Source organism: Delftia sp. 60 (assembly GCF_002754395.1).
GTDB lineage: Bacteria > Pseudomonadota > Gammaproteobacteria > Burkholderiales > Burkholderiaceae_C > Comamonas > Comamonas acidovorans.
Genome location: NZ_PEFD01000001.1, coordinates 193925 through 207978, shown reverse-complemented (window position 1 = coordinate 207978; position 14054 = coordinate 193925). Strand labels below are relative to the sequence as shown.

Genomic DNA, 14054 nt, shown 5'->3' with positions numbered 1-14054 from the left:
ACATGCGGCGCCCATAACCAGAAAAAGCAAAGCGCAGGCTTCACGGCGCAATGAACCAAAGACGGCTCCCCGCGGGAGCCGTCTTTTTTTGCATGGCAGCTTGCCACCATCGTGCATGGCCTGCCGTCACCGGGCTGTCACAGCCGCCTTTTACAGTCGCGCGATTTGTCACACAGGGGATGGTGAGCATGCGCATGGATACTTTGGATTGGCGGCACAAGGCGATTGCAACGGCCTGCCTGGCCCTGTGTGGCGCTGCATGGTCCGCGCCCTTCACCCCGGGCAACCTGGTGGCCTACCGCGTGGGCACCGGCACGGGCGCCCTGCCTGTGTACCTGGACGAGTACCGCGTGGACGGCACCCTGGTCCAATCGCTGCCGCTGTCAGGCGGTGCAACGCCGCTGACGGCCAGCAGCAAGGGCTCGGAAGGCCTGCTCAACCGCTCGGACAATGGCCTGTGTCTGGTGGTTCCCGGCTATGCCGTGGCCACCGGCGGCACCGAGCCCAACGGCGTCACGGCAGCGGCGGCCCAGCGCGCCGTGGCCGTGGTGGGATTCGACTCCGACGTGAAAAGCCTGCGCCCGCTTGGCACCACGGCCTTCAGCAAGGACACCATCCGCGGGGCAGCCAGCAGCGACTGCGGCGCCGTCTGGGCCAGCGGCAAGGGCACGGCCACGGCCAACAATGGCGTCTGGCACGTGGCTGCCGACGGCACGGGCATCTCCCAACTGAACAGCAGCAATGTCCAGGGCCTGGCGGTCGCCGGCGGCCAGTTGATCGCCGCCATCAACGGCGGCTCGCTCAACCAGATCGGCACGAATTTGCCGACCACGGGCATCCAGACGGCCCTGCCCCTGGCGGGCCTGACGCCCTCCACCTACCGCGGCATCGCCTTCCTGCAACTCGATGGCGGCCCCGCCCTGGCGAACACCGTCTACGTGGCGGACAACGATACCGGCGCCATCCGGAAATTCCGCCTCTCGATGGACGGCACCAGCTGGCAGCCCGCAGGCTCCATTGCCGGCCTGTCCAAGGTCCACGGCCTGGCCGCCTTCGATACCGGCGGCGGCAATGTGATGCTGATGGCCACCGACACCACGGGCCGCCTGTACCGCGCCTTCGATCACGGCGGCTACGCCGGCACGCTGTCGGGCACGGCCGAGTCCATCGCCGCGCCGCAGGACGGCGTGTTCTATGGCGTGGCCTGGGCTCCGCTGGAGACCGTGCCGGCGACCGTGCCCGCCGCCCCCTCCAACCTGGCGGCCACCCCGGCCGGCAACCGCGTGACGGCCGCCTGGGACGCCGTGCCGGGCGCCGCCTACTACGTGGTGGAGCTGTCGCAGGACAGCTTTGCATCGGTAGCCTCCACGGCCGTGGCCCTGGGCAACAGCCAGGCGCTGGAAGGCCTGCAGCCCGGCAGCTATACGCTGCGCGTGCGCGCCGTCAACGGCCTCGGCGGGAGCACGGCTGCAGTGAGCGTGCCTTTCATGGCCTCGGCCCCGCCGACGGCCTCGCTGCCCGAACTGACCGCGTTTTCCGGCGTGGTCGGCGACGCCAACGACCCGCTGGCCTCGGCAGGCATCGGCTTCACGGTGCAGGATGCGGGGGGCGCTGGCGGCGTACAGGTCACTGCGCGTTCGAGCAACCAGGCGGTGGTGGCCGACGCCGGCCTGGCCGCGTCCAACCAGGCCGGCAACGCCGTGCTCAGGATCACGCCCACCGGCGTGGGCTATGCCGACATCACCGTCACGCTGACCAACGCGGGGGGCGCCTCCGTCAGCCGCACCATCAAGTACGCGGCCTCGGCCAACACCGCGGCCAACACCAGCCCGCGCTGGCTGGCCGGGCGCTCGGACGCATCGACGGCCATCGTCATCGATGCCGCCACCATGCTGGTGGGCGACGACGAGGCGCCCGCCCAGGATGCCTCGGGCAATGCGCTGCCGGCCGGCAACTCCTTCTCGGCCTATGGCCCGGCCGGCGGGCTGCCCATCAAGCCGCTGATGCTGGACAGGACCGCTCTGGGCCTGGCCGATGCCGCCGCCTGCACCGCCCCCGGCCTCACGGGCCTGGACAGCTGCAAGAGCGACGAGGAAATGGACATCGAGGCCAGCTTTGCCCTGGACAGCCGCGTGTACGTGGCGGGCTCGCACTCCAACAACAAGAGCGGCAAGTCGCGCACCGACCGCTGGCGCCTGGCGGCGATGGATGTGACCGGCTCCGGCGCCTCCACGGCGCTGACCGCCAGTGGCTACTACCGCTGGCTGCGCGAGGACCTGCGCAGCTGGGACGCGGCCGCGCATGACGGCCTTGCCGCCAACTACCTGGGCCTGGTGGCCAGCTCGGACGGCGGCGCCACCAAGGCGCCCGAGGCCGAGACGATGAGCGGCTTTTCCATCGAAGGCATGTCCACCAGCCCCGACAACGGCGCCGCCTGGCTGGGCTTTCGCGCGCCGCTGGTGCCGGCGCCGGGCGCGCCCGCCGTCACGGCCGACGACGCCACGGGCCGCACGCATGCGCTGATCGTGCCCGTGACCAACTTCGCGGCCCTGCCTGCGGCCGATGGCGGCAGCAAGGGCAGCGCGACCATGGGCCAGCCGATTCGCCTGGACCTGGGCGGCCGCGGCATCCGCGAAATCCGCAAGAACGCGGCCGGCGAGTACCTGATCATTGCAGGCCCCTCGGCCAGCGCCACGGGCACCGCGCCGCGCAACTTCCAGCTCTACTCCTGGGATGGCCGCGTGAACCGCGCAGGCCTGGCCCTGAACCTGCGCCCGCGCGCTGCCGAACTGGCCGCCATCACCGTGCCCAATACCGCCTGCTCGGCCGAAGGCATAGGCGCCATGCCGGCCAGCCTGGACGCAGGCGGCAGCGTGGACATCATCAGCGACTGCGGCGATGCCGATTTCTACGGCGATGGCACCGTGGCCAAGGACCTGCCCTATGCCGCCTGGAAAAAGGCGCGCCTGGACAGCCTGGCGGTGCCGGCGCTGTCCACCGTGGCCCTGTCCGCCCAGGCCGTGGACCAGACATCGGCCGCGGTCCAGGCCACGCCCAGCGTGGGCGGCAGCCTGCGCGCCGTGGCCCTGCCCGCCAATGCGCCCGTCCCCAGCTGGGAACAGGTCATGGCCGGCCTGGATGCCGCCGGCCTGCCAGCCCCTGCCAGCAACACGGTCAGCACCACAGCCGGCACGGCCGCCACGCTGTCCTTCACCGGCCTGGACCCTGCCGTGAGCTACCGCGTGCATGCGGTCAACCTGCCGGCATCGGGCACGGCCAGCGCGCCGGCTGTGCTGGCCCTGAGCAAGCCCGTGCCCATCGGCACGCAGATCGGCACGGGCAGCAACACGGCGGGTGTCAGCAACGGCACGGGCAATGTGGGTGCAGACCAGTGGCAGTTCGCCTCGAACTCGGCAGGCTTTCAGCCCGCGCCCTCGCAAAGCCCGCTGCCGGGCAACCTGCGTCTGCCCTACGGCAGCCTGAGCTTCGTGCTCATGGGCGGCACGCCGGGCTCCATGGCCACCATCCGCATGGACCTGCCTGAAGCCGCGCCCGCCCAGGCCACGCTCTGGAAGTACGGCCCCACGGCCGCCACGCCCACGGCGCACTGGTATGAGCTGAGCGCCTCGGCCTACCGCTTCGCACCCGACCGCCGCTCGGTGAGCTTCGACATCACCGACGGGCAGACGGGAGACAGCGACCTGACCGTCAACGGCGTCATCGTGGACCCCGTGGCGGTGGCCGCGCCTGCGGCCCTGCCGCCCGGCGCCACGGCCACCCCCGTGCCCGGCCTGTCCACACTGGCCCAGGCGCTGCTGGCGCTGGCCCTGGGCGGCATGGCCGCACTGCGCCGCCGCCGCGGCTGACGCCAGCCCCCGCCAGCACCGGCAGCGCCCGGTGCCCCTTCAAGCCCCTGCACGGTTCGCCGCGCAGGGGCTTTTTGCTGCGGCCTGGGAAAACCCTGAATCCACCGTGTTGACGGGGCTTGTTGCAAAAACAATAATTACCACGTTAACTAAATTCACACCATGCAGATTCAGCCCTTTCTCCTGGATGACGGCCTTGCGCTGGGCACGGTCTACGGCACGCTGCTCAACCAGCAGGCCACCGTGCAGCGCCTGTCGCCGCAGTTCGACAGCGCGCCCTACAAGGCCGCTCCGCGCGCCCCCGTGCTCTACCTCAAGCCACGCAACACCTGGGCACGCGACGGCGCATCGGTGGCCGTGCCGGCCGATCCCGGCGAGGTCCGCGTCGATGCCAGCATCGGCCTGGTGATCGGCCGCAGCGCCACGCGCGCCAGCGAAGCAACGGCTATGGACCATGTGGCCGGCTGGCTGATCGCCAGCGACCTCACGCTGCCGCACGAGAACTACTACCGCCCCGCCATCCGCCAGCGCTGCCGCGACGGTTTCTGCCCGCTGGGCGCCCTCGTTCGCGGCACAGGCTTTGACGCACAGGCGGCCACGCTCACGGTGTCCATCAATGGTGAACAGGTCTGGCAGCGCGGTTTTGCCGACCTGGTGCGCTCGCCCGCAAGGCTGCTGGCCGACGTGACCGAATTCATGACGCTGTCGCCCGGCGACGTGCTGCTGCTGGGCCCGGGCGAAGGCGCGCCGCTGGCGCGGCCCGGGGACCGCGTGGTCATCGAGGTGCCCGGCCTGGGCCGGCTCACGCATTCGGTGGTGGCAGAACAGGGAGCAGCAGCATGAAGCACGGACGCGTCATCTTCGAAGGACAGACCCTGCAGGTCACCAAAGGCCCGCACGGGCAGGTGCAGTTGCCCGATGGCCGCCTGGTGGCGGAGACCGCCGTGCAGTGGCTGCCGCCGCTGCAGTTCGGCACGGTCTTCGCGCTGGGCCTGAACTATGCGGACCATGCCAAGGAAATCGCCTTCAACAAGGCGCCCGAGGAACCGCTGGTCTTCCTCAAGGGCCCGAACACGCTGAACGGCCACCACGGCCACACGTACCGGCCCGCCGACGTGGCCTACATGCACTTCGAGTGCGAGCTGGGCGTGGTCATAGGCAAGACCTGCCGCAACGTGCGCCGCGAAGACGCCTACGGCGTGGTCGCCGGCTACTGCACGGCCAACGACTACGCCATACGCGACTACCTGGAGAACTTCTACCGGCCCAACCTGCGCGTGAAGAACCGCGACGGCGCCACGCCCGTGGGCCCATGGTTCGTCGATGCGGCCGATGTGCCCGACCCCATGAACCTGCGCCTGCGCAGCTGGGTCAACGGCGAGCTCAAGCAGGACGGCAGCACGCGCGACATGGTGCATGACATCCCCTCGCTGATCGCCCACCTGTCGGGCTTCATGACGCTGAACCCCGGCGATCTCATCCTCACCGGCACGCCCGACGGCGTGGCCGACTCCCGCGTGGGCGACGAGATCGTCACCGAGATCGAAGGCCTGGGCCGCCTGGTCAACACCATCGTCGGCGACGCGCCGGCCGCCTCCTGAAACCCATCGCACACGCCAAGGAATCCCCATGCGCATTGACCACCTGATCGACGGCAAGGCCGTCGCCGGCAAGGACTACTTCGAGACCGTCAACCCCGCCACCCAGGAGGTGCTGGCCGAGGTCGCCGCTGGCGGCGAGGCCGAGGTGCAGGCCGCCGTCGCCGCCGCGAAGAACGCCTTCCCGAAATGGGCCAACACGCCCGCCACCGAACGCGCCAAGCTCGTGCGCAAGCTGGGCGACCTGATCGCCCGCCATGTGCCCGAGATCGCGCAGACCGAGACCAACGACTGCGGCCAGGTCATCGCCCAGACGGGCAAGCAGCTGGTGCCGCGCGCGGCCGACAACTTCTACTACTTTGCCGAGATGTGCACGCGCGTGGACGGCCACACCTATCCCACGCCCACGCACCTGAACTACACCCTGTTCCACCCCGTGGGCGTGTGCGCGCTGATCTCGCCCTGGAACGTGCCCTTCATGACGGCTACCTGGAAGGTGGCGCCCTGCCTGGCCTTCGGCAACACGGCCGTGCTCAAGATGAGCGAGCTGTCGCCCATGACGGCCGCGCGCCTGGGCGAGCTGGCGCTGGAAGCGGGCATTCCGCCCGGCGTGCTCAACCTGGTGCACGGCTACGGCAAGGACGCGGGCGAGCCCCTGGTGCGCCACCGCGATGTGCGCGCAGTCTCGTTCACGGGCTCGACCCAGACCGGCAACCGCATCGTGCAGGCCGCCGGCCTCAAGAAGTTCAGCATGGAGCTGGGCGGCAAGAGCCCCTTCGTGATCTTTGACGACGCCGACTTCGAGCGCGCGCTGGATGCAGCCGTGTTCATGATCTTCTCCAACAACGGCGAGCGCTGCACGGCCGGCAGCCGCATACTGGTGCAAAAGGGCATCTATGCGAAATTCGTCGAGCGCTTCGTGGAGCGCGCCAGGAAGATCACCGTGGGCGATCCGCTGGACGAGTCCACCATCGTCGGCCCCATGATCAGCGCCAGCCACCTGGCCAAGGTGCGCCACTACATCGAACTGGGCCAGAAGGAAGGCGCCAGCATGCTGTGCGGCGGGCTCGATGCGCCCGTGCTGCCCGAGCGCGTGCGCAAGGGCAACTACGTGCTGCCCACGGTGTTTGCCGATGTGGACAACCGCATGCAGATCGCCCAGGACGAGATCTTCGGCCCCGTGGCCTGCATCATCCCCTTCAGCGACGAGGCCGAGGCCGTGCGCCTGGCCAACGATATCCAGTACGGCCTGTCCAGCTACGTCTGGACCGAGAGCGTGGGCCGCGCCCACCGCGTGGCCGCCGCCATCGAGGCCGGCATGTGCTTCGTCAACAGCCAGAACGTGCGTGACCTGCGCCAACCCTTCGGCGGCACCAAGGCCTCGGGCACGGGCCGCGAGGGCGGCAGCTGGAGCTACGAGGTCTTCTGCGAGCCCAAGAACGTGGCCGTCTCGCTGGGCTCGCACCATATTCCGCACTGGGGCGTCTGAACGGGCGACCAGCGACAACGACAAAGAGAACCGAGGAGACAAGACATGCAACGCCGCCATTTCCTGCAATCCACCGCAGCCACCACGGCCGCAGCGCTGATGCTCCCGGGCCTTTCCCAGGCCCAGCCCGGTAGCCCGGCCGGCACCTGGCCCGCAAAGCCGCTGCGCATCATCGTGCCCTTCACGCCGGGCGGCACCACCGACCTGGTGGCGCGCCTGGTGGGCACCGAGCTGGGCAAGTCCCTGGGCCAGCCTGTGATCGTGGAGAACAAGCCCGGCGCGGGCACGGTGATCGGCGTGGACTATGTGTCCAAGCAGCCGGCCGACGGCTACACCCTGGTGTGCGTGGCCAACAGCTTCACGGCCAACAAGACGCTGGTGAAGAACCTGCCCTACGACACCACGCGCGACCTCAAGCCCGTGGCGCTGATGGGCCTGTCCGAGCATGTGCTGGCCACCCACCCGGGCAGCGGACTGAAGACGCTGGCCGATCTGCGCAGCCGCGCCAAGGCCAGGCCCGGCGAGCTCAGCTATGCCTCGTTCGGCAACGGCACCTCGGCCCATCTGTCGGGCGCGCTGCTGTGCCAGGAGATGGGCATCGAGATGGTCCACATCCCCTACAAGGGCCAGGGCCCGGCGCTGGCCGACCTGCTGGGCGGCCAGGTGGACGTGATGTTCGGCAACTGGCCCGAGTTCCGCGGCCATGTGCAAAGCGGCAAGCTGGTGGCACTGGGCATGGCCACGCGCCAGCGCTCGCAGTTCGCTCCCCAGGTGCCCACGCTGGCCGAGCAGGGCGTGGCGCTGGAATCCAACTCCTGGCAGGGTCTGCTGGCACCCGGCGCCACGCCCGATGCGCTGGTGCAGCGCATCAACGCCGCCGTGGTCAAGGCCCTGGCCGAGCCCGCCGTGGTGGACGCCTTCGCGCGCGGCGGCATCGTCTCGCAGGCCGGCACGGCGCAGCAGTTCGCAGCCTTCGTCACCAGCGAAATCGCCAAGTACGAAGCCATCATCCGTCGCGCCAACATCACGCTGGGTTGAGGCTGGACCACCGGGAGACGCCATGAGCCTGTACACCATGCAGAAATTCCTGTTCCAGCTCAACCGCGAGCCCGAGGTGCAGCGGCGCTTTGCCGAGGACCGCGCCGCGCTGCTGGCCGAGTACGCGCTGGAGCCCGAGGAGTACGAAGCCATGTTCCAGGGCGACATCGGCAAGCTCTACGTGCTGGGCTGCAACGGCCAGCTGCTGATGCACTTCGCGCCGCTGCTGGGCATGCCCTGGGCCGACTACCTGCAGGCCATGCGCGAAGGCGTGCAAAAGCACGGACCGGTGCGCGCGGGCGTCTACGCGATGACGACAGCCACCAACGAAAAGATCGCAGGAGTTTGAGATGAGTCTGGTATTTGCAGGCGTTTGCAGCCACGCGCCCGGCATCACGGGCCGCGCACACCTGGCCGATCCGGCCGCCAGGGATGCCTTCCATGCCGCCTTCCGCGACATGGGCGCACGGCTGGAGGCGGCGCGGCCCGATGCCGTGATCGTCATCGCGGCCGAGCACTTCGCCAACTTCTTCATGAACAACATGCCGGCCTATGCCATCGGCATGGCAGACCACTACGAAGGGCCCATCGAGGACCCGGCCTGGCTGGGCATAGAGCGCCACCGCATCCCCGGCAATGCCGAACTGTCGCGGCGCCTGATCACCGAGGTCATGCAGACCGTGGACGTGGCCTTTGCCGAGGAGTGGAAGTTCGACCACGGCATCATGGTCCCGCTGCACTTTCTGACGCCGGCCTATGACAAGGACATCATCCCCGTCAACATCAACTGCCAGGGCCCGCCGCTGACGCCGCTGCACCGCGCCTGGGCCTTTGGCGAGGCCCTGCGCCGCGCCTGCGACAAGGCGCCCGAACGCATCGCCATCGTGGGCACGGGCGGCATCTCGCACTGGCCGGCCACGCCCGACTCGGGCAAGGTCAACTGGGAATGGGACCAGCAGTTCATGGACCGCTGGTGCCGCAACGACCGGGACGCGCTGCTGTCGTACACCGATGCCGAGACCTACCGCGACGGCGGCCAGGGCGGCTTCGAGATCCGCAGCTTCATCGCCGTGGCCGCTGCCGCGCGCGGCGCGGGCCAAGTGCTGTACTGCCAGCCCATTCCCATCTTCGCCGTGAGCTGCACGGCCGCCACCATGGAGGTGGCCTGAATGCCGCACGTGGTCATCCTCTACACGGCCAGCCTGGACGCGCACACCGACATGACGCAGCTGTGCCGCGCCCTGGCCGACACCATGCTCACCGTGCGTGCCGAAGACGGCGCCCAGGTCTTTCCCACGGGCGGCACGCGCGTGCTGGCCTACCCCGCGCCGCACAGCGCCGTGGCCGATGGCGGGGCCGCAGGCCGCGCAGCGGGCGGCGATGGCGACTACGGCTTCATCTACATCAACCTGCGCATGGGCCGGGGCCGCTCGGCCGCCGTGCAGCAGCAGGCAGGCGACGCCCTGCTGGCCTGCGCGCGCCGCCATCTGCAGCCGCTGTTCGCGCAGCGCCACCTGGGCCTGACCGTGCAGGTCGATGAAAGCCCGGGCCAGGTGTATGACGGCAAGCACAGCACCCTCCACCCCCTCTTTTCCAGGCCTTGAAATGTTTTCCCAAGAACTGTTGACCCAACTGGCCCAGGAGCTCGACCGCAGCGAGAAGACGCGCGTGCAGGTCGAGCATTTCTCCAAGCGCTTTCCCGGCATGACCGTGGAGGATGGCTACCGCGTCTCGCGCGAATGGGTGCGCCTGCAGATCGCGGCGGGGCGCAAGGTGATCGGCCACAAGATCGGCCTGACCTCGCGCGCCATGCAGATATCGAGCCAGATCGACGAGCCCGACTACGGCACCCTGCTCGACAGCATGCTCTACCGCTGCACGCCGGGCCAGGTGCTGGACATCCCGGCCGCGAACTTCATCGCGCCGCGCGTGGAGGTGGAGCTGGCCTTCGTGCTCAAGGCGCCGCTGCGCGGCCCGGGCCTGCCCGGCGGCAAGGAGATCACGCTGCAGGACGTGCTGGACGCCACCGACCATGTGACGCCGGCCATCGAGATCATCGACGCGCGCATCGAGCAGTTCGACCGCCACACCAAGGCCATGCGCAAGGTCTACGACACCATCAGCGACAACGCGGCCAATGCGGGCATCGTGGTCGGCGCCGGGCAGGCTGTTCCCGGGGTGCTTGACCTGCCCTGGTGCGGCGCCATACTGCGCTGCAACGGGGTGGTCGAGGAGACCGGCCTGGCTGCCGGCGTGCAGGGCCATCCCGCCATCGGCGTGGCCTGGCTGGCCAACAAGCTCTCGCCCTGGGGCGAGGCCCTGGAGGCCGGCCAGACCGTGCTGGCCGGCTCGTTCACGCGCCCCGTGGCGGCCCGGGCCGGCGACCTGTTCGATGCCGACTACGGCCCGCTGGGCCGCCTGCAATTCCGTTTTGTCTAGGCGCCGTCGTCCCGACGCCTGCCCCGCCCTTATTGGAGATTTCCCATGCCGCTTGCACTGCGCGACCCCAGCCTGCTCAAGAACCTCTGCCTGATCGATGGCCAATGGCTGGCCGCCGACGATGGCAGCCGCATCGACGTCCACAACCCCGCCACGGGCGAGTCCGTGGGCCATGTGCCCCGCATGGGCGAGGCCGAGACGCAGCGCGCCATTGCCGCCGCCGAGCGCGCCTTCACCCTCTGGAAGCAGCAGACCGCCGAGGCCCGCGCGCGCCTGCTGCAGCGCTGGTTCGAGCTGATGATGGAGAACCAGGAAGACCTGGCCCTGATCATGACCAGCGAGCAGGGCAAGCCCCTGGCCGAGTCGCGCGGCGAGATCGCCTATGCGGCCTCCTACGTGCAGTGGTTTGCCGAGGAAGCCCGCCGCATCTACGGCTCCACCGTGCCCGCGCCCTGGGCCGACAAGCGCATCATCGTGACCAAGGAGCCCGTGGGCGTCTGCGCCGCGATCACGCCCTGGAACTTCCCGGCCGCCATGATCACGCGCAAGGTCGCGCCCGCCCTGGCGGCGGGCTGCACCATCATCGTCAAGCCCGCGCAGCAGACACCGCTGTCGGCCCTGGCCATGGCCGAGCTGGCCCAGCGCGCCGGCATTCCCGAGGGCGTGTTCAGCGTGATCACGGGCTCCTCGCGCGCCATCGGCGGCGTGCTCACGGCCAGCATGGCCGTGCGCAAGCTGACCTTCACGGGCTCCACCGAAGTGGGCCGCGTGCTGGCCGAGCAATGCGCGCCCACGCTCAAGAAGATGTCGCTGGAGCTGGGCGGCAACGCGCCCTTCATCGTCTTCGACGACGCGGACCTCGATGCCGCCGTCGAAGGCGCCATGGCCTCCAAGTACCGCAACACCGGCCAGACCTGCGTGTGCGCCAACCGCCTGCTGGTGCAGGACGGCGTGTACGACGCCTTCATGGCCAGGCTCAAGGTCGCCGTTCAGGCCCTCAAGGTGGGCAACGGCCTGGAGGCCGGCGTGGGCCAGGGCCCGCTGATCGACCAGGCCGCCGTGGACAAGGTCGAGGAACTGGTGGCCGACGCCGTGAAGAACGGCGCCGAGGTCGTGCTGGGCGGCAAGCGCCACGCGCTGGGCGGCACCTTCTACGAGCCCACCATCCTGGCCAATGCCACGGACCGCATGCGCATCGCCAGGGAAGAGGTCTTCGGCCCCGTGGCGCCCGTGTTCCGCTTCAAGACCGAGGAAGAGGCCATCCGCATGGCCAACGACACCGAGTACGGCCTGGCCGCCTACTTCTACGCCCGCGACGTGGGCCGCGTGTGGCGCGTGGGCGAGGCGCTGGAGTACGGCATGGTGGGCATCAACAGCGGCATCATCAGCACGGCCGTGGCGCCGTTTGGCGGCGTCAAGCAGTCGGGCATGGGCCGCGAGGGCGGCGCCGCCGGCATAGAGGAATACCTGAGCACCAAGTACCTGTGCATGGGCCACTGAGGCCCGGACAATCACACCATGCAGACACCTGTGAACCGCTTCAAGGCCGCCATTGCGGCCGACCAACCCCAGATCGGCCTGTGGCTGGGCCTGGCCGACGCCTATTCGGCGGAAATCTGCGCGGGCGCCGGCTTCGACTGGCTCCTGATCGACGGCGAGCATTCGCCCAACGACACGCGCACCCTGCTGGCGCAGTTGCAGGCCATCGCGGCCTATCCCGACAGCCATGCCATTGCCCGCGTGCCCATGGGACACGGCGAGGTCGGCGAGATGCTGATCAAGCAGTACCTGGACATCGGCGTGCAGACCCTGCTCGTGCCCATGGTGGACACGGCCGAGCAGGCCGCGCGCATCGTGCGTGCCGCGCGCTATCCGCAGGCCGACGGCCAGGGCGGCATCCGCGGCATGGGCGGCGCACGTGCCTCGGCCTGGGGCCGGCGCGCCAACTACGCCCATGAAGCCAACGCCCAGGTCTGCGTGCTGGTGCAGGTGGAAACGCGCCAGGCGCTGGCCCACCTGGACGCCATTGCCGCCACCGAGGGCGTGGACGGTGTCTTCATCGGCCCGGCCGACCTGTCGGCCTCCATGGGCCATATCGGCAACCCCGGCCATCCCGAGGTGCAGGAGGCGATTGCCGACGCCATCGCCCGCATACGCCGCGCGGGCAAGGCGCCCGGCATCCTCACGCCCAACGAGGCCCTGGCGCGCAAGTACCTGGAGCTGGGCTGCACCTTCACGGCCGTGGGCCTGGACACCAGCGTGTTGGTGCAGGCCACCAGCGCCCTGGCTGCGCGCTTCAAGCAGGCAGCGGCCCCCGCGCCGAAAAGCCAGACCTATTGAGGCCCCGGCCTGACAAGGCGCCCGCAACGCCGCTCCGGGGAGGGAGCGGCGGCTGCATAGAATCCAGCCGACAGATGCTGCCGAACATGCCCCAGACCACGCCCTCTTTTGCCCCCGAGCCGCTGCGCGCCTTCTCGCGCTCCCTGCCCATGGCGCTGCTGCGCGCCCGCGAATCGGTCATGGTGCGCTTTCGGCCCATGCTGCGCGCCCATGGCCTGACCGAACAGCAGTGGCGCGTGCTGCGCGCCATGGCGGCGGTCACGCACAGGCTGCGGCCCATGGAGCTGTCGCAGGCCACCTACATCAGCATGCCCAGCCTCTCGCGCCTGCTCAAGACGCTGGAAGGCCGGCAGCTGGTGGAGCGCTCGCGCCACGCCAGCGACATGCGCGGCGCCGAGTTCGAGCTCACGGCGGCCGGCCACGCCATCGTGGCAGAGATCGCGCCGCATTCCTCCGAGACCTATGCCGAGATCGAGCGCCTGGTGGGCCATGAAGAGATCGAGCAGCTCTACGCCCTGCTCGACCAGGTCGTGCAGCGCCTGGGCGCGGCCGACGGCAGCCAGGCCGAGGAATAGCCGCCCCGGCACGCCGGTCGGGCACTGCCGGGCACAATCGCCCCATGCCGCAGCCGATTGCCGTCATCGACTTTGAAACCACGGGCATGGCGCCCGCCCAGGGCGCGCGTGCCACCGAGGTCGCCATCGTGCTGATCGAGGGCGGCCAGGTGGTGGACCGCTTCCAGAGCCTGATGCGCACCGGCGCCTGGATACCGCCCTTCATCACGCGGCTGACCGGCATCACCAATGCCATGGTCGCAGCCGCGCCGCCCGCCGAGGAGGTAATGCGCGATGCCGCGCGCTTTGTGGGCAGCGCCCCCATGGTGGCGCACAACGCGGCCTTCGACAGCAAGTTCTGGCAGTCCGAACTGGCCCTGGCCGGCGAGGCCGCGCCCCAGCCCTTTGCCTGCACCGTGCTGCTGTCGCGCCGCATCTACCCGGAGGCGCCCAGCCACAGCCTGAGCCGGCTCACCGCCCACCTGGGCCTGCCCGTGGCCGAGCGTGCCCACCGGGCGCTGGCCGATGCCGAGATGGCCGCCGCCCTGCTGGCGCGCATGCAGCAGGACCTGTGCCTGCGCCACGCGCTGGCCTGGCCCGAGCATGCTCTGCTGATGCAGCTGCAGCGCTGCACGCGGGCCCGCATGAAGGCCTGGCTGAACGAGAACGCCGCGCCCGCCCAGATGAGCATGGCGCTGTGAGCCGGCGCCGCGCACACAGGGCAAAGACC

Annotated in this window: 12 protein-coding genes and 1 pseudogene; all 13 read left to right on the top strand. The window is 69.8% G+C overall.

Features of this window, described 5'->3' with window-relative positions; genetic code table 11:
• The first annotated feature begins 194 nt into the window (after positions 1-194).
• The 13 genes and pseudogenes from CLV01_RS00930 (at position 195) to CLV01_RS00870 (ending at position 14025) form a co-directional block, all read left to right on the top strand.
• The gene (locus CLV01_RS00930) at positions 195-3866 is read left to right on the top strand and encodes an IPTL-CTERM sorting domain-containing protein (RefSeq protein ID WP_257221164.1); all 3672 of its coding nucleotides are present in this window, start codon (positions 195-197) and stop codon (positions 3864-3866) included.
• A gap of 162 nt (positions 3867-4028) precedes the next feature.
• Positions 4029-4709: a fumarylacetoacetate hydrolase family protein gene (locus CLV01_RS00925; protein ID WP_099732570.1), complete on the top strand. Its 681-nt coding sequence runs from the start codon at positions 4029-4031 to the stop codon at positions 4707-4709.
• Entirely contained in the window at positions 4706-5467 is a 762-nt protein-coding gene (locus CLV01_RS00920) for a fumarylacetoacetate hydrolase family protein (protein WP_099732571.1), read from the top strand. Before CLV01_RS00925 ends, CLV01_RS00920 begins: the two co-directional genes overlap by 4 nt.
• Positions 5468-5495: 28 nt before the next feature.
• Complete coding sequence (hpaE, locus tag CLV01_RS00915; RefSeq protein ID WP_099732572.1) at positions 5496-6953, top strand: 5-carboxymethyl-2-hydroxymuconate semialdehyde dehydrogenase; 1458 nt, start codon at positions 5496-5498, stop codon at positions 6951-6953.
• A gap of 42 nt (positions 6954-6995) precedes the next feature.
• A pseudogene (locus CLV01_RS00910) lies at positions 6996-7991 on the top strand (tripartite tricarboxylate transporter substrate binding protein); the annotation flags it as partial.
• 22 nt (positions 7992-8013) lie between these two features.
• Entirely contained in the window at positions 8014-8340 is a 327-nt protein-coding gene (locus CLV01_RS00905) for an aromatic ring-opening dioxygenase subunit LigA (protein WP_099732573.1), read from the top strand.
• A gap of 1 nt (position 8341) precedes the next feature.
• Positions 8342-9160: an extradiol ring-cleavage dioxygenase gene (locus CLV01_RS00900; RefSeq protein WP_099732574.1), complete on the top strand. Its 819-nt coding sequence runs from the start codon at positions 8342-8344 to the stop codon at positions 9158-9160.
• Positions 9161-9595: a 5-carboxymethyl-2-hydroxymuconate Delta-isomerase gene (locus CLV01_RS00895; RefSeq protein ID WP_012202041.1), complete on the top strand. Its 435-nt coding sequence runs from the start codon at positions 9161-9163 to the stop codon at positions 9593-9595.
• A 1-nt stretch (position 9596) separates the two neighbouring features.
• Positions 9597-10430 carry a 2-oxo-hept-4-ene-1,7-dioate hydratase gene (gene hpaH, locus CLV01_RS00890; protein ID WP_099732575.1) on the top strand — a complete coding sequence of 278 codons (834 nt, stop codon included), beginning with the start codon at positions 9597-9599 and terminating at the stop codon, positions 10428-10430.
• 45 nt (positions 10431-10475) lie between these two features.
• Complete coding sequence (locus tag CLV01_RS00885) at positions 10476-11930, top strand: NAD-dependent succinate-semialdehyde dehydrogenase (RefSeq protein WP_099732576.1); 1455 nt, start codon at positions 10476-10478, stop codon at positions 11928-11930.
• An 18-nt stretch (positions 11931-11948) separates the two neighbouring features.
• Positions 11949-12770: an aldolase/citrate lyase family protein gene (locus CLV01_RS00880; protein WP_012202038.1), complete on the top strand. Its 822-nt coding sequence runs from the start codon at positions 11949-11951 to the stop codon at positions 12768-12770.
• 86 nt (positions 12771-12856) lie between these two features.
• Positions 12857-13345: a homoprotocatechuate degradation operon regulator HpaR gene (hpaR, locus tag CLV01_RS00875; protein ID WP_013800005.1), complete on the top strand. Its 489-nt coding sequence runs from the start codon at positions 12857-12859 to the stop codon at positions 13343-13345.
• A 44-nt stretch (positions 13346-13389) separates the two neighbouring features.
• The gene (locus CLV01_RS00870) at positions 13390-14025 is read left to right on the top strand and encodes a 3'-5' exonuclease (protein ID WP_043823367.1); all 636 of its coding nucleotides are present in this window, start codon (positions 13390-13392) and stop codon (positions 14023-14025) included.
• Positions 14026-14054 lie beyond the last annotated feature (29 nt).

Coding starts and splice junctions, on each gene's coding strand:
- CLV01_RS00880 (WP_012202038.1), top strand. CDS start 11,949: ATGCAGACACCTGTGAACCGCTTCAAGGCCGCCATTGCGGCCGACCAA.
- hpaE (WP_099732572.1), top strand. CDS start 5,496: ATGCGCATTGACCACCTGATCGACGGCAAGGCCGTCGCCGGCAAGGAC.
- hpaR (WP_013800005.1), top strand. CDS start 12,857: ATGCCCCAGACCACGCCCTCTTTTGCCCCCGAGCCGCTGCGCGCCTTC.
- CLV01_RS00885 (WP_099732576.1), top strand. CDS start 10,476: ATGCCGCTTGCACTGCGCGACCCCAGCCTGCTCAAGAACCTCTGCCTG.
- hpaH (WP_099732575.1), top strand. CDS start 9,597: ATGTTTTCCCAAGAACTGTTGACCCAACTGGCCCAGGAGCTCGACCGC.
- CLV01_RS00900 (WP_099732574.1), top strand. CDS start 8,342: ATGAGTCTGGTATTTGCAGGCGTTTGCAGCCACGCGCCCGGCATCACG.
- CLV01_RS00930 (WP_257221164.1), top strand. CDS start 195: ATGGATACTTTGGATTGGCGGCACAAGGCGATTGCAACGGCCTGCCTG.
- CLV01_RS00870 (WP_043823367.1), top strand. CDS start 13,390: ATGCCGCAGCCGATTGCCGTCATCGACTTTGAAACCACGGGCATGGCG.
- CLV01_RS00895 (WP_012202041.1), top strand. CDS start 9,161: ATGCCGCACGTGGTCATCCTCTACACGGCCAGCCTGGACGCGCACACC.
- CLV01_RS00905 (WP_099732573.1), top strand. CDS start 8,014: ATGAGCCTGTACACCATGCAGAAATTCCTGTTCCAGCTCAACCGCGAG.
- CLV01_RS00925 (WP_099732570.1), top strand. CDS start 4,029: ATGCAGATTCAGCCCTTTCTCCTGGATGACGGCCTTGCGCTGGGCACG.
- CLV01_RS00920 (WP_099732571.1), top strand. CDS start 4,706: ATGAAGCACGGACGCGTCATCTTCGAAGGACAGACCCTGCAGGTCACC.